This is a genomic window from Streptomyces sp. C (genome assembly GCF_000158895.1).
GTDB classification, from domain to species: Bacteria; Actinomycetota; Actinomycetes; order Streptomycetales; family Streptomycetaceae; genus Streptomyces; species Streptomyces racemochromogenes.
In genome coordinates, this window is the sequence record NZ_GG657750.1 from 208,003 (window position 1) to 227,477 (window position 19,475).

At 73.3% G+C, this 19,475-nt stretch carries 22 protein-coding genes and 1 pseudogene; 9 read left to right on the top strand and 14 right to left on the bottom strand.

The features are described 5' to 3' along the window. Positions 1–354: 354 nt before the first annotated feature. Positions 355–1,908, bottom strand: a complete 1,554-nt coding sequence (locus SSNG_RS01105) for an AMP-binding protein (RefSeq protein ID WP_042800361.1) — start codon at positions 1,906–1,908, stop codon at positions 355–357. A gap of 239 nt (positions 1,909–2,147) precedes the next feature. Here SSNG_RS01105 and SSNG_RS01110 point away from each other — a divergent pair, with 239 nt between their 5' ends. Continuing rightward, complete coding sequence (locus SSNG_RS01110) at positions 2,148–4,493, top strand: M9 family metallopeptidase (protein WP_128636817.1); 2,346 nt, start codon at positions 2,148–2,150, stop codon at positions 4,491–4,493. 57 nt (positions 4,494–4,550) lie between these two features. On the opposite strand, the gene SSNG_RS01115 is transcribed toward SSNG_RS01110, so the two are convergent. Together SSNG_RS01115 and SSNG_RS01120 are read right to left on the bottom strand one after the other, a co-directional pair. After that, a complete protein-coding gene (locus SSNG_RS01115; protein WP_128636818.1) occupies positions 4,551–4,967 on the bottom strand; it encodes a carboxymuconolactone decarboxylase family protein in 417 nt (138 codons plus the stop codon). Continuing rightward, positions 4,964–5,629: a class II aldolase/adducin family protein gene (locus tag SSNG_RS01120; RefSeq protein ID WP_007261935.1), complete on the bottom strand. Its 666-nt coding sequence runs from the start codon at positions 5,627–5,629 to the stop codon at positions 4,964–4,966. Before SSNG_RS01120 ends, SSNG_RS01115 begins: the two co-directional genes overlap by 4 nt. 145 nt (positions 5,630–5,774) lie before the next feature. Between SSNG_RS01120 and SSNG_RS01125 the strand changes: the two genes are divergently transcribed. Further along, the gene (locus SSNG_RS01125) at positions 5,775–6,161 is read left to right on the top strand and encodes a MerR family transcriptional regulator (RefSeq protein ID WP_042802701.1); all 387 of its coding nucleotides are present in this window, start codon (positions 5,775–5,777) and stop codon (positions 6,159–6,161) included. An 83-nt stretch (positions 6,162–6,244) separates the two neighbouring features. Here SSNG_RS01125 and SSNG_RS01130 read toward each other — a convergent pair whose 3' ends face one another. Beyond that, positions 6,245–6,679: a type IV pili methyl-accepting chemotaxis transducer N-terminal domain-containing protein gene (locus SSNG_RS01130; protein ID WP_128636819.1), complete on the bottom strand. Its 435-nt coding sequence runs from the start codon at positions 6,677–6,679 to the stop codon at positions 6,245–6,247. A gap of 126 nt (positions 6,680–6,805) precedes the next feature. Here SSNG_RS01130 and SSNG_RS01135 point away from each other — a divergent pair, with 126 nt between their 5' ends. Beyond that, positions 6,806–7,537 carry a hypothetical protein gene (locus SSNG_RS01135; protein ID WP_042800362.1) on the top strand — a complete coding sequence of 244 codons (732 nt, stop codon included), beginning with the start codon at positions 6,806–6,808 and terminating at the stop codon, positions 7,535–7,537. Between the two features lie 239 nt (positions 7,538–7,776). Here the strand turns inward: SSNG_RS01135 and SSNG_RS01140 are convergent, their stop codons facing one another. Further along, positions 7,777–8,382, bottom strand: a complete 606-nt coding sequence (locus SSNG_RS01140) for a hypothetical protein (protein WP_241694963.1) — start codon at positions 8,380–8,382, stop codon at positions 7,777–7,779. Between the two features lie 138 nt (positions 8,383–8,520). Continuing rightward, a complete protein-coding gene (locus SSNG_RS01145; RefSeq protein ID WP_042800365.1) occupies positions 8,521–9,624 on the bottom strand; it encodes a right-handed parallel beta-helix repeat-containing protein in 1,104 nt (367 codons plus the stop codon). A 283-nt stretch (positions 9,625–9,907) separates the two neighbouring features. Between SSNG_RS01145 and SSNG_RS41620 the strand changes: the two genes are divergently transcribed. Next, positions 9,908–10,075 carry a hypothetical protein gene (locus tag SSNG_RS41620; protein ID WP_165364954.1) on the top strand — a complete coding sequence of 56 codons (168 nt, stop codon included), beginning with the start codon at positions 9,908–9,910 and terminating at the stop codon, positions 10,073–10,075. Between the two features lie 112 nt (positions 10,076–10,187). On the opposite strand, the gene SSNG_RS01150 is transcribed toward SSNG_RS41620, so the two are convergent. From SSNG_RS01150 to SSNG_RS01165, 4 genes are all read right to left on the bottom strand, one after another. Next, complete coding sequence (locus SSNG_RS01150) at positions 10,188–10,535, bottom strand: metalloregulator ArsR/SmtB family transcription factor (protein ID WP_007261942.1); 348 nt, start codon at positions 10,533–10,535, stop codon at positions 10,188–10,190. Positions 10,536–10,710: 175 nt separating this feature from the next. Further along, entirely contained in the window at positions 10,711–11,085 is a 375-nt protein-coding gene (locus tag SSNG_RS01155; protein ID WP_007261943.1) for a hypothetical protein, read from the bottom strand. A gap of 117 nt (positions 11,086–11,202) precedes the next feature. Then, positions 11,203–11,865: a lysophospholipid acyltransferase family protein gene (locus SSNG_RS01160; RefSeq protein ID WP_042802703.1), complete on the bottom strand. Its 663-nt coding sequence runs from the start codon at positions 11,863–11,865 to the stop codon at positions 11,203–11,205. Between the two features lie 130 nt (positions 11,866–11,995). Beyond that, positions 11,996–12,319, bottom strand: coding sequence for a DUF6247 family protein (locus tag SSNG_RS01165; RefSeq protein WP_007261945.1), 324 nt, complete (start codon positions 12,317–12,319; stop codon positions 11,996–11,998). Between the two features lie 153 nt (positions 12,320–12,472). On the opposite strand from SSNG_RS01165, the gene SSNG_RS01170 reads away from it, so the two are divergent. Beyond that, on the top strand, positions 12,473–13,252 hold the full coding sequence (locus SSNG_RS01170) for a maleylpyruvate isomerase family mycothiol-dependent enzyme (protein ID WP_007261946.1): 780 nt from the start codon (positions 12,473–12,475) through the stop codon (positions 13,250–13,252). A gap of 27 nt (positions 13,253–13,279) precedes the next feature. Here the strand turns inward: SSNG_RS01170 and SSNG_RS01175 are convergent, their stop codons facing one another. After that, positions 13,280–13,675: a RidA family protein gene (locus tag SSNG_RS01175; protein ID WP_042800366.1), complete on the bottom strand. Its 396-nt coding sequence runs from the start codon at positions 13,673–13,675 to the stop codon at positions 13,280–13,282. A gap of 98 nt (positions 13,676–13,773) precedes the next feature. On the opposite strand from SSNG_RS01175, the gene SSNG_RS01180 reads away from it, so the two are divergent. Then, a complete protein-coding gene (locus SSNG_RS01180; protein WP_007261948.1) occupies positions 13,774–14,760 on the top strand; it encodes a WYL domain-containing protein in 987 nt (328 codons plus the stop codon). Here the strand turns inward: SSNG_RS01180 and SSNG_RS01185 are convergent. Together SSNG_RS01185 and SSNG_RS01190 are read right to left on the bottom strand one after the other, a co-directional pair. Next, on the bottom strand, positions 14,736–15,710 hold the full coding sequence (locus tag SSNG_RS01185) for an NAD-dependent protein deacetylase (RefSeq protein WP_007261949.1): 975 nt from the start codon (positions 15,708–15,710) through the stop codon (positions 14,736–14,738). The two genes, SSNG_RS01180 and SSNG_RS01185, sit on opposite strands and share 25 nt — an antisense overlap. 73 nt (positions 15,711–15,783) lie before the next feature. Then, complete coding sequence (locus SSNG_RS01190; protein WP_007261951.1) at positions 15,784–16,287, bottom strand: GNAT family N-acetyltransferase; 504 nt, start codon at positions 16,285–16,287, stop codon at positions 15,784–15,786. 109 nt (positions 16,288–16,396) lie between these two features. Here SSNG_RS01190 and SSNG_RS01195 point away from each other — a divergent pair. From SSNG_RS01195 to SSNG_RS01205, 3 genes and pseudogenes are all read left to right on the top strand, one after another. Further along, positions 16,397–17,161 (top strand): annotated as a pseudogene (locus SSNG_RS01195) (PIG-L family deacetylase). A gap of 121 nt (positions 17,162–17,282) precedes the next feature. Continuing rightward, positions 17,283–17,927: a VOC family protein gene (locus tag SSNG_RS01200; RefSeq protein ID WP_050779818.1), complete on the top strand. Its 645-nt coding sequence runs from the start codon at positions 17,283–17,285 to the stop codon at positions 17,925–17,927. Beyond that, positions 17,914–18,273 (top strand): hypothetical protein, encoded by a 360-nt coding sequence (locus SSNG_RS01205; RefSeq protein ID WP_007261953.1) that lies wholly within the window; start codon positions 17,914–17,916, stop codon positions 18,271–18,273. The genes SSNG_RS01200 and SSNG_RS01205 overlap by 14 nt, the downstream gene beginning before the upstream one ends. Before the next feature lie 47 nt (positions 18,274–18,320). Here SSNG_RS01205 and SSNG_RS01210 read toward each other — a convergent pair whose 3' ends face one another. Then, positions 18,321–19,412 carry a serine hydrolase domain-containing protein gene (locus tag SSNG_RS01210; protein WP_165364955.1) on the bottom strand — a complete coding sequence of 364 codons (1,092 nt, stop codon included), beginning with the start codon at positions 19,410–19,412 and terminating at the stop codon, positions 18,321–18,323. Positions 19,413–19,475 lie beyond the last annotated feature (63 nt).

Sequence of the window (19,475 nt, forward strand, 5' to 3'; positions counted from 1 at the left end):
GAGCAAGGAGCGGGTCAACATACCCCCTGGGTGCGGGGCTGCCGGCGGTCCAGGCGGCGGCGCTCTGCGGCTGAGGGCCGACCGGATCCGCGTCAGCCGAGGGTGAGCCACCGGATGCCGAGCCGCTCGACCCGCGGGGTCAGCCACGGGTCGCGGCCCAGCCCTTCGGCCAGGTCCAGGCCGTGGACGGCGACTTCGACCACCCGGGTGACCAGGAACTGCGAGACTCGGCCCGGCCGGGCGGTGGTGCGTCCAGCATGGCCGGCAGCCAGGCGATCACCACGCGTACGTGGCCCAGCAGCTCCCGTACGGACCACGGACAACCAGGTGCTCGAACCCCTGACGCGCTGACCGTCAGGAGGCGCCGACCGGTGCGGCGGCACGGCCGCGGAGCAGCTTCTTGTCCGGCTTGCCCACGTCGGTCAGGGGCAGGGCGTCGGCGAAGGTGATGCGGGCGGGCTCGTACATGGCGCCCTTCCTGTCCCGCACCAGGGCGCGCAGCTCCGCTTCGCCGACGTCGCCGCCCGGCGTGCGGACGACGACCGCGTGGACCCGTTCCGTCCGGTTGGCGTCGGGGACCCCGAGGACGGCGCTCTGCAGCACCTGCGGATGGGAGTTGAGCACGTCCTCCAGCTCCACCGTGTACACGTGGCCCCCGACCACCACGATCATGTCCTTGAGGCGGTCGACGATCGTGATGTAGCCGTCCGGGTCGACGAACCCGAGGTCGCCGGTGTGCAGCCAGCCGTCCCGGAGTACTTCGGCGGTGAGTTCGGGCTGCTTCCAGTAGCCCTGCATCACGTGCGGGGAGCGTACGCAGATCTCGCCGTGCTCCCCGGCGGGCAGGTGCCGGCCGTCGGGGGCGCGTACGGCGACCTCGACGCCGTCCAGGATCTTCCCGGCGGTCCGCAGGAGTTCGGGGCGGGCGGGGTCGTGGTCCTCGGGGGAGAGCACGCTGATCCCGCCCGCCTCGTTCTGGCCGTAGAACTGGTTGAGGACGGGACCGAAGCGCCGCACCGCCGCCGCGAGGCGGGCCGGGGAGGAGGCGCAGCCGCCGTAGGTGAGCAGCCGCAGGCTGGAGGTGTCGGTGCGGTCGACGTCGGGGTGGTCCATCAACTGGTAGAGGAGCGGCGGCAGCAGGAACGTGTGGGTGATGCGCTCGCGCTCGACGGCGGCGAGTACGGATCCGGCGTCGAAGCCGTCCAGCAGGACGACGGTGCCGCCGCCGTGCAGCGTGCTGTCCGCCATGAGGCCCGCCGCGTGCGCGAGGGTGGTGCACACCAGGGTCCTGACCTGCTCCTCGTCGGACCAGACCGGTCCGGCCGACACCCGCTGCCGGAAGGTCGTGCAGATGGCCTTGGGGTGGCCGGTGGTGCCACCGGTGTGGCGGATGGTGCAGATGTCGTCCGGGTGCGCCGCGCCGGGCAGTGCCGCGGAGGACTCCCCGGCGGCGAGCTCCACGAGGTCCGGCCCCGGGCCCGGGTCCGTGCCGCCGCCGGCGCCGAGGAGGAGTACGCGTTCCAGCGGCACCCGCCGGGCCAGCTCGGCGGCCCGGTCGCGGTGGGCGGGGTCCGCGATCAGGGTCCGGGTCTCGATGTCGCGGAGGATGTCGGCGTGCACGTCGGCCGAAAGGCCCGCGTAGAGGTGGTTGACGGCGCAGCCGAGGAGGCCGGCGGCGTAGCGGGCCGCGATCGTCTCGGGGAGGTTGCCGGAGAGCAGGGTGACCGTGTCACCGCGCCGCACTCCCCGGGAGTGCAGCGCGCGGGCCATGCGGTGTACGAGGTCCCGTACGTCACCCGCGCTCAGGCGCCGTTCCCCGTGGACTAAGGCCTCGCGGCCGGGTTCCTTGCCGAGGGCGTCGAGGATCTCTTCCACGTGGCTGCGGAAGTATCCGGTGATGTCGTCCATATGCACATCCCATTGGTTGACTTGAGCAACTAGTGGGAGGGTAGCGGCCGATGATCCACTCGCCCAAGTCGGGCACCGACATCCGGCCAACCCCCAGGCCCGCGCCCGCCCTTCGATTCCACGGCGGGGAATCATGCCGGAGGCCTTCCGAAGCGGTCCGACCTGTGCAATTTTACATGTCACATGTCAATTGCCGGTGTCGCCACCACCGGCCCCAACGGCCCCGGAGGCCCCCACAGATGCACCCCTCCCGGATATCGAAGGCAGGCGCGCGCAGACTGCCCGCGCTCGGCGCGGCCGCCTTCATCGCGCTCGGTCTGCTCACGCCGCAGAGTCACGCCGCGCCCGTCGGCGCCACGACCCCGGCCGGCGCGTACGCAGGTCCCGCCGCGGCCCCGGCGCCCCGGTCGATCCCGGTCCCCAAGTCGCCGGACGCGATGGCCAACGGCTCCCGCCTGCGGATCTCCTCGCAGGACAGCACCGAGGAGACCGGCCCGGCCCCCGCACCCGCCGCCAAGGCCGACAAGCCCGCGAAGGGCGACCGGCAGTCCTCCTCCGCCTCCGCCGCCGCCGGGAACGAGTGCGGCGACCTCGCCGGGGTGATCAACGCCACGGGCGGGGCGCTGGTCCAGCAGCTCAAGGCGCTCCCCCAGATCACCTGCACCTACCCGCTGTTCGGCCTCACCGGGGAGAACGCGCGCAAGACCTTCAACGAGGCCAAGATGGTGACGGTCGCGGGCGCGCTGCGCGACGCGTCCGCCGGCTACGCGGGCGACAACCGCGCCGCCATCGGCCAGTTGGTGCTGTTCCTGCGCGCCGGCTACTACGTGCAGGACAACAACGCGGACGCCGTCGGCCCGTACGGCACGGCGCTGGACGGCGCGGCGCGCGGAGCACTGGACGCCTTCTTCGCCTCCCCGCGCAGCAGGGACGTCACCGACGCCAACGGCGAGATCCTCAACGAGGTCGTCACGCTCATCGACAGCACCCACACGGCCGGCCGGTACGCGGGCGTGGTCAAGTGGATGCTCGGCGGCTACGACAGCACCTGGCCCGGCCAGATGGACCTCGCCATGCAGCACGTCGAGTGGGTCGTCGAGAACGGCTTCAAGGCCAAGGACGACGGCCGCGGCTGGCGGGCCGCCCTCAAGGCCGACCCCGCCATCCTCGACACGTGGGCCGGCTTCATCACCCGCAACGGCGCGCAGCTGAACCGCCTGGACGTCGTCAGCAACGTCGGCCGCCACCTCGGCAACGCCCTCGACGTGCCCGAGCTCAAGGACCGGCTGCGCCCGCTGCTCAAGGACCTCGTCAACCGCTACCCCAACGTCGGCCCCACGGCGCCGATCACCATGAACCTCGGCTGGTACACGCGCCAGTACGACAGGGGCAACTGCGCGGCCTACGCCCTCTGCGACCTGGGTGAGCGCGTCCTCCCGGCGATCCTGCCGACGCAGCACACCTGCACCCCGGGCCTGAAGATCCGCGCCCAGGACATGTCCCCCGGCCAGCTGTCCGGCACCTGTACCAGCCTCGTCAACCAGGACGCCTACTTCCACCGGATCATCGGCGACAAGGGCGCGGTCCCCGGCGACCTGAACACCGACCTGGAGGTCGTCGTCTTCGACGACTACACCAACTACTCGCTGTACGCCTGGGCCATCTACAACATCGACGTCGACAACGGCGGCATGTACGAGGAGGGCGACCCGGCCGCCGCCGGCAACCAGGCCCGCTTCATCGCCCACGAGGCCCAGTGGCTGCGTCCGGCCTTCCAGATCTGGAACCTCAACCACGAGTACACCCACTACCTCGACGGCCGCTACAACATGGCCGGGGACTTCGAGGCCGGCATGACCACGCCGACCATCTGGTGGGTCGAGGGCATCGCCGAGAACATCTCGTTCGGCTACCGGGGCGAGCGCAACGCCGACGCCATCGCCGCGGCCGGGAAGAAGACGTACAAGCTCAGCGAGCTGTTCGACACCGTCTACGGCCAGGACGAGGACCCGCAGGTCAACTCGGACCGGGTCTACCGCTGGGGCTTCCTCGCGGTCCGCTACATGCTCCAGGCGCACCCCGCCGACGTCCAGACGGTCCTCGGCAAGTACCGGGCCGGTGACTGGAACGGCGCCCGCACCTTCCTGAAGCAGACCATCGGCACCGGCTACGACGCCGGCTTCGCCGCCTGGCTGACGACGGCCTGCGCGACCGACGGCTGCGGTCCGCTGCCGGACGCGGCCCCGGCCACCCCGCTCTGCACCAGCGGCGACCCCCGCCAGTTCGACGGGAACTGCCGCCGGGACGGCCTCGCGGCCGGCGCGGGCAACCACAGCTACCACTTCGTGTACCTGCCGGCCGGCGTCAAGCAGCTGACCATCACCAGCAGCGGCGGCACCGGCAACGCCGACTTGTACTACAACGGCGGCAACTGGGCCACCACGAGCAGTTACCAGGCGAAGTCCGCCACCGCCGGCAACGGCGAGACGCTGACGATCGACAACCCGCCGTCCGGCTGGGTGTACTTCAGCCTCGCCGGAGCACAGGACTTCAGCGGCGTGAGCCTCTCCACGCAGTCCAGGTGATCCGCTCATCGCGGGTGCGGCCCCGCCCGGGTACCCGGGCGGGGCCGGGCCCCGCGCTCAGAGGTGCACCGGGGCGTCCGGGTGGTCCTCCCGCGTCAGCAGCTCGGCGATGATCTCGGTGCCGAGCGCGTACGCGGGGACGCCGGCGGTGATGAGCGCGGTCTCGGCGACGCCGACGAGGTCAGCCATGGCGGCGCCGGCGTGCAGGGCGCCCTGGGCGTGGATGCGGGCGGGGTGGGCCCGGCCGAGGGCCAGCAGCTGCCCGAAGTGGACGAGCTGCTGCACCCGTGCCCCCAGCGGGCTGTCCGTCAGCACGATGTGCCGCAGGGCAGCGAGGGCCTCCTCGGTGGGCAGCCGGCCGAACTCCCGGGCCAGGCGGAGCCGGTCCTGCACCCCGCCCGGTACGGCACCGAGGGTGGAGCGGTAGCGGTCGCGTACGGCTTCCGCACGGGAGGCCTGCGCGTCCGGCGTCACGAGGCGACCCGGGCGATCGAGGCGCAGACGGCTTCCCGGGCGCCCGGGGGGAAGTCGACGGCTCCGCCGATCGCCGCGGCGGCGATCTCGGCCTCGGCGCTCTCCTCGATGGCCACGACGAGGTGGGCGGTGGCCGCCGCGTCCGGGCCGAACACCAGCAGGCCGTGGTTGGCCAGCAGGACCGCGGCCGTCGTCGGGCGGCGTTCCAGCACCTCGGCGATGCCGCGGACCGACACGTCCGATCCGCGCGGTCCCCAGGGGACCACGGGGATGTCCTCGGCCTGTCCGAAGCGCAGCATCGGCTCGGTGCGGCAGGGCAGCGGCCGGTGGGCGACGGCGAAGGCGGTCGCGGAGGGCGAGTGGGTGTGGATGACGGCGCCGACCCGGGGGCGGGCCCGGTACACCACGCTGTGCATGGCGATGATCTCCGCGCTGACGGACTGCAGCTCGCCTTCGAGGACCTCTCCGTCGAAGCCGACGGTGGCGAGCTGTTCGGGGCGCAGGCCGCGGACGAAGCCGGGCGTCAGCAGGAGGCGTTCGCCGTCGAGCCGGGCGCTGAGGTTGGCGTGTCCGGAATGGGACATCACCCCGGCCGCGAAGAGCTGCTCCGCGGCTCGCGCCAGCTGTTCGGCCCGCTCCTCGCGTACGTGCGTGTCGTTCATGGCGTATCTCCAAGTGTGCTGCCAGCGGGCGCTCGTTCGCCGCTGTCCACGTGCCGACCACTCTTCAACTTGAACTAAGGTTCAAGTCAAATGCCGGGACGTCGGCCGGGGCCGGCGGCCCGAGGAGGAGGTGCGGGACGTGCGCATGACGATCGGCCGGCTGGCGGAGGTCACCGGGGTGCCGGCTTCGGCCATCCGGTACCGGGAGCGCCACGGCCTGCTGCCGCAGCCGGAGCGGGTGAGCGGGCAGCGGCGCTATCCGCCGGAGGCCGCCGAGCGGATCACGGTCCTGCGCAAGTGCCAGCAGGCCGGTCTGACACTGGTGGAGATCGGGGAGTTCCAGCGGGAGCAGCCACAGCGGGAGGCGATGATCCGCGCCAAGATCGGGGAGATCGAGCAGCGCATGGTCGATCTCGAACACGCCCATCAGCTGCTGACGCACGCCCTCAGGTGCGGGGAGGAGGACATCGTCCGATGCCCGAAGTTCCGGGAGCAGATGGCGGCGTGGAGGACGGCGGATCCCGCGCCGTAGCCGGGCGGTGGCCGCCTGAACGCCGGACCCGGCCCGGCACGTCGTGTGCCGGGCCGGGCCGGGTCGCCAGAGTCAGCGCGCCGTCAGCACTTGAGTCCGGTGGCGGCGGCGGACGAGGCCTCGTCCAGCTTCTGGATCTGCGGCTGGAGCTTGGTGAGGGCGTCCTTGCCGGTGGTGTCGCCCGGCAGGTTCTCGTAGCTCTTCTTCAGGTCCTCGGCGGCCTGCTTGACCGCGTCCTGCTCCGCCTGCTTGAGCTTGGCGACGTTCTCCTTGACGTTGTCCCAGTCCTTCTGGACCGCGTCGTAGGCGTCCTTGACCTGGTCCTTGGTCGCGGACGCGGGGTTCATGGCCTTGAGCTTGGCGTTGTCCGACTTGAGGGCGTTCAGGTCCGTGCAGAGGTCCGCCGCTGCCTTGGTGGCCTGCTCGGCGGCCGAGTTGTCGTCGTTGCTGTCGGAGCAGGCGGCGAGTCCGAACACCGCGCTGACGCAGAGCACGCCGATCACGGGGAGTCGCTTCATGGGAGACCTTCCTGGCAGGGGCAGAACGGAACGGATGTACGAGACATTTCGTGACGCAATGCAAAACTAAGCAGAGAGGGGGTGCCGCGCATCCGTACGGCGACCGTTCGATACCTTGACGGGGTCATGCCCGAGAACACGACCGTGCGCGAACTGTGGGACAGGACCCACCGGGCGCTGCTGCCCTGGACCCGCGTACCCGCGGACGAACTGCACGCCCGCTCCCTGGAGGCGGTGACCGCGGCCGTCACCGTGCAGTGGGGCGGCTGCGACGACGCGCTCCTCGACGCGCCGGCCACCGACGCACAGGTCCACGCGATCGTGGCAGCGCGGACGGCGTACGGGTTCGGCTGGCGCGACGCGGTGCTCGGCGACGTCGCGGCGGACGCACGGGCCGCGGGACTGGGCTCGGGCCCGGGCGGCCTGTGGGCACCGGCCGGACAGCGGCACCACGGACGGGGGCGGGCGCACCGGCCGACCCTGCGCCAGGACCTGGAGTTCGTCGCCCGGCATCCCTGGGCCACGGAGCTGGAGCACCTCCGGGCCGTGCGGTGCGCCGTCGAGGCCTCCTCGGCCGATCCGCGCGCCACCCTCACGTCGCTCTACCGCACGGCCTGGACCGACCGGGCCACCGAGCGCCGGGGCTGGGACGACGCGGACTGGAGCCAGTACCTGTACGTCGCCGAGCTGACGGCCTGGGCGGTGGTCGCGCTGGGACTGCCCGTGGAACACCCGGCGGACGCGGGAACGGCGGTCGAGGACGCCGCCGACGCGGTGAGCCCGCACAACTGGACCTGGACGGGGACGGGCCTGCCGGAGGGCTTCCTCGACGCGGCCTTCGAGGCACTCGGGCTGTGAACAGCGGTGTCTGCGCGGCGCGTGGGGCGGCGACCGGCTGCTGCTCGCGGTGGCGCCCGTGTCCCGGGCGCGCGGGGGCCGGCATCGACGGGGCGGCCGCTCGGCCGCGCGGCTGACCGCCGTCGGCGTCCGTCAGGGCAGGAGGGGCCCGGCCAGGTCCTCGACCAGGCCGGCGCCGCCCCCGGCGCGGCTGTCGGCTCGCGGCCGCCGGCAGGGGGGACGGCGCCTCCTGGTCGCGCTCAGGCGCCGAGCGGCCACTGTGCCGGCTGGGCGTTGAAGCCGCGGAAGAGCTCGACCGCGGCCGGCTTCTGGCCGGCCGGGATCAGGAACGCGGTGCAGATCTTCTCCGACTGGCCCGGGCCCAGCTTCTTCTCGCTCTCCGTCGCGGGGCAGTCGGCCCACTTCGCCCTGCCCATCAGGACGATCAGGGCGCGCGTCCGCTGGCCGGACTCCGTCCTGACCATCAGGTCGCCGTCCATGTCACCGAGCTTCATGGGCGTGCCGCTCTTGTGGTTGAGGGTCGACCGGACGAAGACCGGGATCTGCGGGCCGTCCTTCTCGTCCTTCTGGAGGCCGGAGTTCTCCATGTCCGTCTCCGTACCGATGCGCACGTCCAACGGGGTCACCGTGAACTTCGCGTCCTGCGAGTCCAGCTTCTGGCTCTCCCGGAGCGGGCCCTCCTCGCCGAGGCGGAACGTCGTCTTCTTGGCGTTCGCACCGGCCTTCGGCGACGCCGCGCCACCGCCGTTCACCTGCGGCAGGCCATTGCATCCGGTCAGTACGGCGGCCGCCGCCAGGGCCGCCGCCGTCGCCGTCGCGGCGCGCGTCCACGTACGCATTCTCATCTCGCCTTTCCCCGGACCGGGCGGCACTGCGCCACACGGCCCGCACCTCTACGTTGCGAGCGCTCATCCTCTCAGAGCTGGACATGCCAAGACGCCGGCGCCCCGGGCGTCGAGGCGTCGAGGCGTCGAGGCGTACGGCTAGCGCCGGGTGGTCACCTTCGCGGTGAAGCCGTTCTGCTCGAACTTCCGGATGCGGTCCCCCGTGATCCTCGTGATCCTCACCTGGTCCAGCTTCACGGTCGTGTTCACGACGGTGGCGATGGCCGCGACCCCTCCCCCGCCGCCCCGGACGGTGTCCTTGACCGCGGTGAACCTGCCGTCCTGGAAGGCCATCGCGAAGTACTCGTTGTCGACGAAGGTGTTGTGGCTGGTCTCCATGACGCCGACGGCGTAGAGGCCGAGCTGGTTGCGGACGAGGCGGTTCCGGGCGACCGTCACGCCCGTGTTGGCGAGGATGCCGGCGTGCTGGAACTCGGTGAAGAAGTCGGGGCCGCAGGCCGGATCCGGCTCGCGGCAGGCGTTGTCGCTGACGGTGTTCTGCTCGGCCCGGCCGGTCGCCTCGACGAACTCGATGCCGTCGGTGGAGAGGGTCTTCTGCCCGGTGACGACGTTGCGCAGCAAGGTGGCCTTGGAGGCCGCGCCGAGCACGACGATGCCGGCGCCCTGATAGTCCGTGACCTCGGTGTCGCGGATGTCCGCCGAGCCCGCGCCGGTGGGGAAGTCCCCGATGAGGACGGCATTGGCGCTGCGGAAGCAGGGGGCCAACGGCGTGTCCTTGATGTGGGTCACCGCCGCGTGGCTCAGGTCCAGGTGCGCCCCGTCCTGGACCCGGATGCCGGCGCCGAGCGCACCCTCGTCACAGGTACCGGAGCCCGGTCCGCTGACCGTGAGGCGGGAGATCTTCACGGACGCCGAGTTGTCGAGGGAGACGATCGCGTTGCGGCCGTCGGGGCCGGCCACCAGCTGCTCGGGGGCGAGGATGGTGGTCCGGCCGGCTCCCGCGCCGGTGAGGGTGAGGTTCTTGTGGATCGTCACCTGCTCGCGGTAGACGCCGGGGCGCAGTGCGATCCGGTCGCCGGCCCGCGCGGCGTCGACCGCCGACTGGACGGTCGGGTAGGCGGCCGAGGGAACCACCAGTTCGCGGGGCTGCGAGGCGGCGGACGAGGGGGCGAGGGAGCCGAGGGCCAACGAGGCGAGCAGTGTGCCGAGGGCCGCCGCGCAGCGTGAGCGGAGGGGGTTCATCGCGTTCTCCTGCCGAGGGGAGGGCCGCCGGCCGCGCGTGGCCGCCCGGCCGTGGGACACGTGGCGGAGCGGCGGGGACGGCCGGTTCGCACAGGGCCACCCGAGCACGGAGCGGGCCGGATCGGCGGGGGCCGTGCCGCAGGGGTGGGCCGTCCGGAGCAGCGGGACCACCCGGCGAGGCGTGCGGTGCCCGGTGCGCGGGGCGCCTCCCGGCGGCGCTACGCGGCCCCGGGCGAGGAGCGGTGGCGGTCCGGCCGGAGCCACCCGAACGCGCCAGCTGCACGTGACCGAACTCGGGGCCGCGCCTTACGCGGAGGCCTTCTCGGTCCTCGTGCGCCGGAAGGCCGAGCTGAAGGAAGGGCTGGACCCGGGGCGACGGGAGGCGGCCCCCGCCTGGAGGGCGGCCGTCGCGTCCGCCTGCCAGGAGCCGGTGGACGGCTGCGACCAGTGAGCCGGGGGCGGCGCCGATGCTCGTCCGCGTCCGGTCCAGGTAGTCCTCCGTGGCCCCGCCCACCGGGACGACGAGCCACTGCGGCACCTCGCGGGCAGGGACCGACGCCGTCCTACATGCGGGCGGGGGCGGGGTCGGAGTCGTTCAGCTCGGCGATCAGGGCGTTGCGGCCGGCCAGCATCTCCGTGAGGATCCGGCGGGCGGCGCGCAGGAGTTCGGCGACGTCGCCGCCGGCGAGGGCGTAGGTGACGGTCGAGCCCTCGCGGGTGGAGACGACGATGCCCGAGCGGCGCAGGACCGCCAGCTGCTGCGACAGGTTGGACGCCTCGACGTCGATCTCGGCCAGCAGGTCCCGTACGGGCATGGGGCCGTCCTGGAGGAGCTCCAGCACGCGGATGCGCACCGGGTGACCGAGCATCCGGAAGAACTCGGCCTTGGCCTGGTACAGCGGGACCTGCATTCCCACGACGCTCCTGTTCCTCTTCGAACGGACTCCGGCTCGGGCAGGGATCATCACCCCCACCCATCGTCGCGTCCTGCCGGCCCACGCGGAACCGATGATGACCGGTTTCACATGTTCCGAGTTGAAGAGTTCTTCAACTCATGGGCATGCGTGGGCCCGACGGACGCCTCGGCTAGACCTCCAGCTCGGCCTCGATGCGGCTGAGCTGGTGGCGTGCCATCGCCAGGTTCGACCTGCCCCGGTCCAGGACCAGGTAGAGGAACAGCCCGCCGCCGGAGCGGCTGCGCCGGATCCGGATCAGGTGGTACTGACCGCCCAGCGTGATCAGCACGTCCTCGATGTCGTCCTGCATGCCGAGCATCTCCATGGTGCGCAGCTTGGCCCGGATGACGTCGGTGTTCCCGGCGGCCGCCACCGTCAGGTCCAGGTCCTTGCCCCCGCCGAGCGTGCCCAGGGCCATCCCGCTGGCGTAGTCGACCAGCGCCACCCCCAGGGCCCCCTCGATCGAGGTCATCGCTTCCTTCAGTGACACTTCCACGTTCGCCATGGCTGTCCTCCGCTGGTGTCATGTGCCGGACGCGGCACGGATCTTCCGTAACCGGACGCTACCGATCGCGCGGCTCCGGCTGGCGGGATCAACGGAATTGGCCGGATTCCGCCCCTGTCAGGCGGCGTACGCGGCGGGCTCGCGCAGCCGCGCCGCCGCCGTGCGCCAGGCGTCGGTGACGGCGGTGTGCGCCTGGAGGGTGCGGGCGGCGGTGTCGCCGGTCAGCTCCAGCGGGCGTCCGACGTGGACGTGCAGCCGGGGCCGGCGCAGCGGGGCGGTGACGAGGCCCGCGACCTGCTTGGCGGTGCCTCCGGAGGTGATGCGCCGGGCCCCGGCCTGGCCGACGGGTACGACGGGCGCTCCCGTGCGCGTGACCAGCCGGGCCAGGCCGCTGCGGAAGGCCAGGGGCGCGGCCTCGGCGGCGTCGCGGCGTGAGGGGATGCCGCCCTCGGCGTACATGAGCACCGGGCGTCCGTCCGCGAGGGCGGACGCGGCGTGGTCGAGGGCCTCGGCAGCCCGCCGGTCCCCCCGGTGGACGGGGATGTGTCCCTCGCGGAGGAGCACGCGGCCCAGGACCGGGGCGCGCCACAGGCCTGCGGCGGCCATGACGACGGGTTCGACCCCGCAGCGGCGCAGCGCGGCGAGGACCACGGCGGGGTCGGCGAGGGAGGTGTGGTTGGCGACGATGACGGCGCCGGGCGGCACGTGAGCGCCGGGCTCGGTGGTGACGCGGACGTGGCCGAAGGCGGGGACGAGGAGCTGGGCGAGGCGGCTGAGCATGGCGTTCATCCCGTTCGTGACGGCGTCTACGACGACTGCGGCGGCTGCGGCTGCGGCTGCGGCTGCTCCCAGGGTCGTCAACGCGCGCCCGGCCCGCCTGAGTCGTCGTACTCAGGCGGGGCGTGTCGCCCTACCCAGAAGATGCCCGGGGCCTGCCGCGGAGTTCCTCGGGGCCGACGAACCCGGTCTCGTCGCGGCCCGCGGTGAGGAACGCGTCGACCTGCGGGGCGGAGGCCAACCGGGCCTGCCAGGTGCCGAGTACCTCGTAGGGCCCGGCCAGGGAGAACGTACGGCGGGCTTCCTCGAGCGCCCCCGTCCACTCGGCCTCGAAGGCCGGCACCCAGCGCTCGGCCCGCCGGTCGGCGCGCAACGCCGCGAGCAGTTCGGCCGGAGCCCCGGGCGCCGGCGCCGGGGCGCGCGGCGGGGCGGGTACGTGCTCGGGCTGGGCGCTCACGGGCTCCTCCAGGCGGGTGGTACCCCCACGGTAGCCGCCCGGGGCCCTGCCGACGGTCGCGTCGGAAGGGCGGCCGGGAACTCCGGTGGGTGAACGTCCCGGTGGGGATTTAATGGTTGGCCGGTCATCTGATCTTGGTGGTAGACAGGCCGGGTGCAGAACACTCTTCAGTTCACCGACCTCCTGCGGCTGATCGACGAACGGTCGACCGCCTTCCGTGCCGTGGTGGCCGCCGCGCCCGACCTCGACGCGCGGGTACCCAGTTGCCCCGAGTGGACGCTGTCCGACCTCGTCCGGCACCTCGGCGGCGGCGACCGCTTCTGGGCCGCCATCGTCGGCGCGGGTCCCGCCGACGGTCCCCCGGCCGAGGCTGTCGCCGCGCGCGCCGCCATCGTCTTGCCGCAGGAGCGCGAGGCCCTGGTGGCGTGGCTGGACGAGTCGACGCGACAGCTGCTGGACGCACTGCGGGAGGCCGGTCCGGACGCCGGCTGCTGGGCGTGGTGGGAGGACGTACAGTCCCCGCTGACCGCCGGGACCGTCGCCCGGCACCGGGCCCAGGAGAGCGCGGTCCACACCTACGACGCCCAGCTCGCGCTGGGCGAGCCGCGGCCGCTGCCGGACGAGGTGGCGCTCGACGGTCTCGAGGAGTTCCTGACCACCTGCGTCGCGACCGCCAGCCCCTGGCCGCACAAGCCCGCCGCCATCGACTTCCGCACCACCGAGGGCCCGGTCTGGCGACTCACCCTCGACGGCTCCGGCGCGCGCGTCGCCCGACTGCCGCTCACCGCCGACACGACGGCGCAGGCCGGCGTCCTGGGCTCCGCCAGTGAGCTGATCCTCTTCCTCTACAACCGCATCACGGCCGACTCACTGCGGGTCGACGGGGACGCGGTGCTGTTCGACCAGCTCCGCGACTGGGACCCGAGCGCCTAGGCCGGCCCGGCCCCGGGTCCCGGCGGTTCACGCGACGGCGGTCCCCTCCAGCTCGACCATCAGGCTGGGGATCGCCAGCCGCGTCACCCCCAGCATCGTGCTGGCCGGCGCCACGCCGGCGGCGCCCAGCCGCGCCGCCAGTACGCCGTAGTGCCGGTAGAGCAGGTCCACGTCGGTCGTGTAGACGTTGAGCCGGACGAGGTTCGCCAGAGTCATGCCGGCCCCGCCGAGCACGGCCTCCAGGTTGTCGACGCTCAGCGCCAACTGCGCGCCCATGTCACCGTCGTGCTGCGGCTTGCCCTCGGCGCTCATCGCGGTCTGCCCCGAGATGTACAGGGTCCGCGCGTTCCCCGAGACCAACTCACCCTGGTTGAACCCGAATTCCGTCGACCACGACACCGGGTTGACCGCCGTTCGTTCCATCGCCACGTCAGCTCCGTTCGATCCACTGGGAGTAGGTGGGTACGAGCCTCCCAAGGAATCACGACATCCTCGGTCAGGTATTCGGTTAGGGTTCCGGAATGCGCGCCGATCGGCTGGTCTCGCTGGTGCTCCTGCTGCGGCAGCGCGGCCGGCTGACCGCGGACACCCTGGCGCGCGAGCTGGACGTGTCCACGCGCACCGTGCTGCGCGACATCGAGGCGCTCTCCGCGGCCGGCGTCCCCGTCTACGCGGAACGCGGCCGGCACGGCGGCTTCTCGCTGCTGCCCGGTTTCCGCACCGAGCTGACCGGGCTCAACCACGACGAGGCCCTCGCCCTCCTGACCGCCGGATCGGCGCGCGGCGAGCTGGTGTTCGGGCTGGGCTCGGCGCTCGCCTCGGCCATGCGCAAGGTCGTCGACGCCCTGCCCGAGGGGCACCGGGCGGTCGCGAGCGACGCCGCCCAGCGGTTCCTCGTCGATCCCGAGAGCGATCTGCTCTCGCGCCGGACCGCCACCGGCGACGAAACGTCCGGCACCGCGTTGACCGAGGTCCGGCGCGCGGTGCTGGCCGGGCACAAGCTGCGCATCCGCTACGCGGCCACGGGAGAGGCGCCGCGGTGGCGGACGGTCGACCCGATCGGGCTGGTCACCGTACGCGAGCGGGGCTATCTGCTGGCCACCAGAGCGGGCGCGGACCGCACCTACCGGCTGTCGCGGGTGTCGGCGGCCGAGGTGCTCCCCGAGGCCGCGGAGCGGCCGAACCGGGTCGATCTCGACCGGATCTGGCGGGAGCGCTCCGCGCGGTTCCTCGCCGGCGGCGAGCACCTCACCGTGCCGGTACGGGTGGACCCGGCCCGACGGGAGGACCTGCTGGACGCCGCGCTGGCCGTCCGCGCGGAGGAACCCGGCGCGGAGGACGGCTGGGTGCGGCTGGAGGTGACCTTCCAGGACGCACGGCACGCCGAGTGGGCCCTGTGGCAGCTCGGCCCGGACGCGGAAGCCCTGGCCCCGCAGTCGCTGCGCACGGCCCTGCACACCCGCGCCGCCGCACTCACCGCCCGCTACGCGGAACCGTCGGCGCGCTGACCAGCCGGAGGCGGGCATGAGTGCGGGGTCCTGTGCGGGGTCCTCACCCTTGAGGCGGGGTCCGGGCCCGGTACGGGGACGTCCAGCCGGGCGGCCACGGTGGTGAGGGCCGGTCCCAGGGGGAGGGCGACCCGGGCGGCGGCGTGCCGGTCGCCGCGGGTGGGGTCCTGGTTGACGATCAGTACCGGCTTGCCGGCCCGGGCCGCCTCGCGGACGAAGCGGAGCCCGGACATCACGGTCAGCGAGGACCCCAGGACCAGCAGGGACGCCGCCGCGTCGACCAGTGCGCGGCAGTGTTCGACCCGCTGCGGCGGAACGGATTCGCCGAAGAACACCACGTCGGGCTTGAGGACGCCGCCGCAGCGCGCGCAGGGCACCACCCGGAAGTCCGCGACCTGCTCGTCCGTGAGGTCGGCGTCACCGTCCGGGTTCATCGCTGCGGCCACCGGTGCGAATCCCGGGTTGGCCTCCTCCAGCCGGCGGGCGAGTTCGCCGCGCGGGCCGGCGGCGCCGCAGGAGAGGCAGACGACCCGGGCGAGGCTCCCGTGGAGCTCCACCACCGGGTCGCTGCCGGCGGCCTGGTGCAGGCCGTCGACGTTCTGGGTGATGACCCCGGCGAGCAGGCCGTGCCTTCCGAACGCCGCCACCGCCCGGTGTCCGGCGTTGGGCCGGGCCCGGCCGAAGGTGCGCCAGCCGAGGTGGCTGCGCGCCCAGTACCGGCGGCGGGCCTGAGCGCCGGCGGTGAAGTCCTGGTAGGTCATCGGGGTGTGCCGGGTCAGGCTGCCGCCCTGGCCGCGGTAGGCGGGGATGCCCGACTCGGTGGAGATCCCGGCCCCGGTGAGCACCAGCACGCCGCCGTCGGCGAGCGCGTCGGTGACGGGGCCGAGGTCGGTCGTGCCGGGCGGCAGGTCCTCGGTCGGGGTCCAGCTCAGGGTGGGGCGCGTGCGCATGCCGCCAGCGTACGGAGGACACGGGCCGGCCGTCTCGTTCAGAGCGGCGCGGGCCGGGCCGGTCCGGTCCCGCTCAGGGCAACGAGCGGGTGAGCCAGACCACTTCGCCGTTGTCCTCCGTGGACACGTGGTCCCGCTCGAACCCGAGCTTCTCCAGGACCCGGAGCGACGGTGCGTTCCACGCGCCGACGGTGGCCCAGATCCGCTTGCGCCCCGTCGCGGCGGCGGCGTCGAGGACCGCGCGGGCCGCCTCGGTGGCGTAGCCCCGCCCGTGCGCGCGCTGGAACAGCTCGTAGGCGATTTCGGGCTCTTCCGCGCTGGAGCGGCCGATGATCAGCCCGCAGTAGCCGATGAAGTCGCCTTCGTCGCGGCGCTCGATGGGCAGCAGGGCGATCCCGGTGGTCTCGGTCGCGGTGAGCAGTTCCTCGATGGCCGTCCGGATGCGCTCGACGGTGGGTGTCTCCTTGCCGCGTTCGGCGAGCAGGGCGGAGAAGTCGGCGGCGTCCGACTCGGCCCACGGCCTCAGTATCAGCCGCTCGGTCCCGAGGTGGAAGGGCATCGTCTCGTACGTGGACATGCCCCCACTCTGCCGCACGGATGATCACGCACCGCAGGGGGAGGGGTGGGTGCCCCCTCCTCGGGGTAGGTGCACCCCCGGCCGACCGCCCCGCCACCCGGAGGTACCCGTGCCGCTGCCCAGCCTGCTCGGCGTCTTCGCCCACCCCGACGACGAGGCCCTCGTCGCCGGCGGGGTCCTCGCCCAGCACGCCGCGTCGGGTGCGCGGACCGCCGTCGTCACCAGCACCTGGGCGCCCGGCACCCCGCGGGCCGCCGAACTGGCCGACGCCCTCGCGGCGCTCGGCGCCGGGGAACCCCGGATGCTGGGGTACGCCGACCACCGTGTCCCGGACTCCGCCCCCGGGCGGCCCCGGCTCTGCGACGCCCCGCTCGACGAGGCCGTCGGGCGGCTCGTGGGCCACCTCAGGCGGTTCCGGCCCAGGATCGTCGTCACCCACGACGCGTACGGCCAGCTGACCGGGCACCCCGACCACCGCCACACCCACCGCGTCACGGCACTCGCGGTGGCCGCCTGCGGCCTGGAGCACCTCTACCCGGAGGCGGGCGCCCCCTGGCAGCCCCACGCCCTGTACGCGGCCACCCACCCGCATTCCGCCCTCGCCGACCTCGCGCCGCTGCTGGCCGGCGCCGGCAAGTCCGCCCTGAGCGTGCCGGACCACCTGGTCAGCGCCACGGTCGACGTACGCCCCTGGCTCGGCGCCAAGTAGGCCGCCGTCCTCGCGCACCGCAGCGAGGTCGCCCGGGAGCGGGCGCTGCCCGGGATCCTGTCCCGCCTGCCGGCCGGGACGCGGGACCGCGTGATCGGCACCGAGTACTTCATCCGGCTCCACACCCACCCGGCCGCGCGGGGGCTGACCCAGCTGGCGGCGTGAGCCCCGGCGGCCGGGGGCGTTGCCGCAGCGTACCCCGGGGGATTTCCCCTTGTGCTCGGCCCGCCCGGGTCGGCAGGGTGTGGAGTGCCTGCTGATCTTCTTCGAGTGCTTGGGGGAACCGATGCTGACCGGGATCGTGATCGACGCGCTGGACGTCGTACGGATGGAGCGCTTCTGGCGGGAGGCGACGCGGGGCCGGACGGGCGGCCTGCGGCTGCGGTTCGTGCCGACGGCGACGCCGAAGGCGGGCAAGAACCGGCTCCACCTCGACCTGGCCGGGGGCCCTGACTGGGAGGCGGAGGTGGCACGGCTGCTCTCGCTCGGGGCGACCCGGGCCGACATCGGCCAGGGGGACGTCCCCTGGGACGTCCTGGCCGACCCGGAGGGCAACGAGTTCTGCGTGCTGCGCCCCGGCCACCCCGGCGTGCTCGCCGACTCCGGACTGGTCGCGGTCTGCCTCGACATCGCAGAGGAGCACCGCCACGCGCAGGAGGCCTTCTGGCCGCCCCGGACCGGCTGGGACACGGTCGAGTCCCAGGCCTGGGGCTTCCGGCTCCGCCGGACTCCGGCCAGCCCGGTCTCGCTGGTGATGGGGCCGCCCGCGGCGCCGAAGGCCGGGCGGAACAGGCTGCGGCTGGAGACCGCCCGGCCGGGCCGGGAGGCGGGCGAGTTCCTCGACGCCGGCGGGAACGAGTTCCACGTCATCGGCGCCCGCCCCGGTCCGCCCCCGGCCCACGAAGGAGGCCGGGACGATGCGGACGCGTGACCTGAGGTTCGGTCTGTACGCGGACGAACGGGGACTGGCCTGGGTGAGGGAACTCGTCGCGGAGGCGGTGGACCACCGCAGGGCCCGGATCACCGGGGAGACCCTCTCGACGGACACCCTCCCCCACAGCACGATGTCGACCGCCGACCTCTACGACCTCCTGGCGGAGCAGTGGGCCGTGGAACACCCCGGCGAGAGCGGCGGCGCACGGCGGCTCGTCGAGCTGCGCGTCCACCTGACCTGCTCCCTGCGCACGTGGCGGGCGGTCCGCAAGGCGGTGATCGCGGCGATGTGCCCGGCGGGAACGGCCCCTCACGTGTGCCGCGTTCCGTGGATGGCGTCCTGACAGCGGCCTGATGCCGGGGGATGGCGGCGGCTTCGCCGGCTGACCGCTCACTTCGTCCAGATGTCCAGGAGCCGGTTGGCCGCCCGGAAGCTGTCGGGCGGCTCGGCGTTGCACACCACGGTGACCGCGGTGTTCCGGTCCGGGCTCACCTTGAAGGTGCTGTGGAACTGCTCCCAGTCGCCCCGGTGCACGAGGCTCTTGTCGGGCAGCACGAGCATGCCGGCCCCGTACCGGCCCTCCTCGATGCCGCGCGGGCGCAGGACGTCGCCGACGTCGACGGCTCCGTCGGTGACCCCGGCGAGGAGTTCCTTCCCGCCGACGCGGCCGGTGCGGTAGTTGTCGGCCCAGCGGACGAGTTCTCCGGCGGTGGTCTGGACGGATCCGTCCCCGTACTGCTTCCAGGGGGAGGAGTTCGGGCTGTAGGAGCCGTCCTTCCCGTCGTACGACTTCGCCTTGCCGGGGACGTCGGCCGCCGGGGCGAGGGTCATGCGCAGGTGCAGCGGGGTGAAGAACTCCTGCTGGAGGAAGGCCGGGAAGGGCCGGCCGGTGACCCTTTCGACGACGTGCGCGAGGAGGACGTAGTTGGAGTTGGAGTAGGAGAAGCCCTTGCCGGGTGTCTGCTCGGGCCGTGAGGCGAGGATGGCGGCGAGCGCTTCCTCCTGGCCGGCCGGGTCGGTCACCTTGACGCCTTCGGCCTCCAACAGATCCTGGTAGTCGGGGATCCCGCTGGTGTGGCGCATCAGGTCGCCGAGCGTGACGTCCCGGGTCCAGGCGGGCGGGTGGTCGAGGTGGTCGGACAGAGGGTCGTCGAGTGCGAGCCGGTGCCGTCCGGCGAGCAGGAGGACGGCGTCCGCGGTGAACTGCTTGGAGTTGGAGGCCATGTCGAAGACCGTCTGCGGGGTGATGGCCCGCCCGGTCGCCAGGTCGGCCTTGCCCCGGCCCGCCTCCCAGACGACCTCGCCGCGCCTGCCGACGGCGGCCGCGCAGCCCGGGCCGTCGGGGGAGGGCACCAGTTCCCGCATGACCTCCGCGCTGCGCTGCTCGCGGTCGTCGCCGCCGTAGGCCTGCGGGGTCGGGACTGCGGTGAGCGCTGCCACGATCACTCCCCCGGCCGCGCACCAGGACACCGTCCGGTTCACACGGACCACCTTCCTCCCTCCTTCGAGCGTCCCGCGGCGGCCGTGCCGCGGCCAGTCGATCAA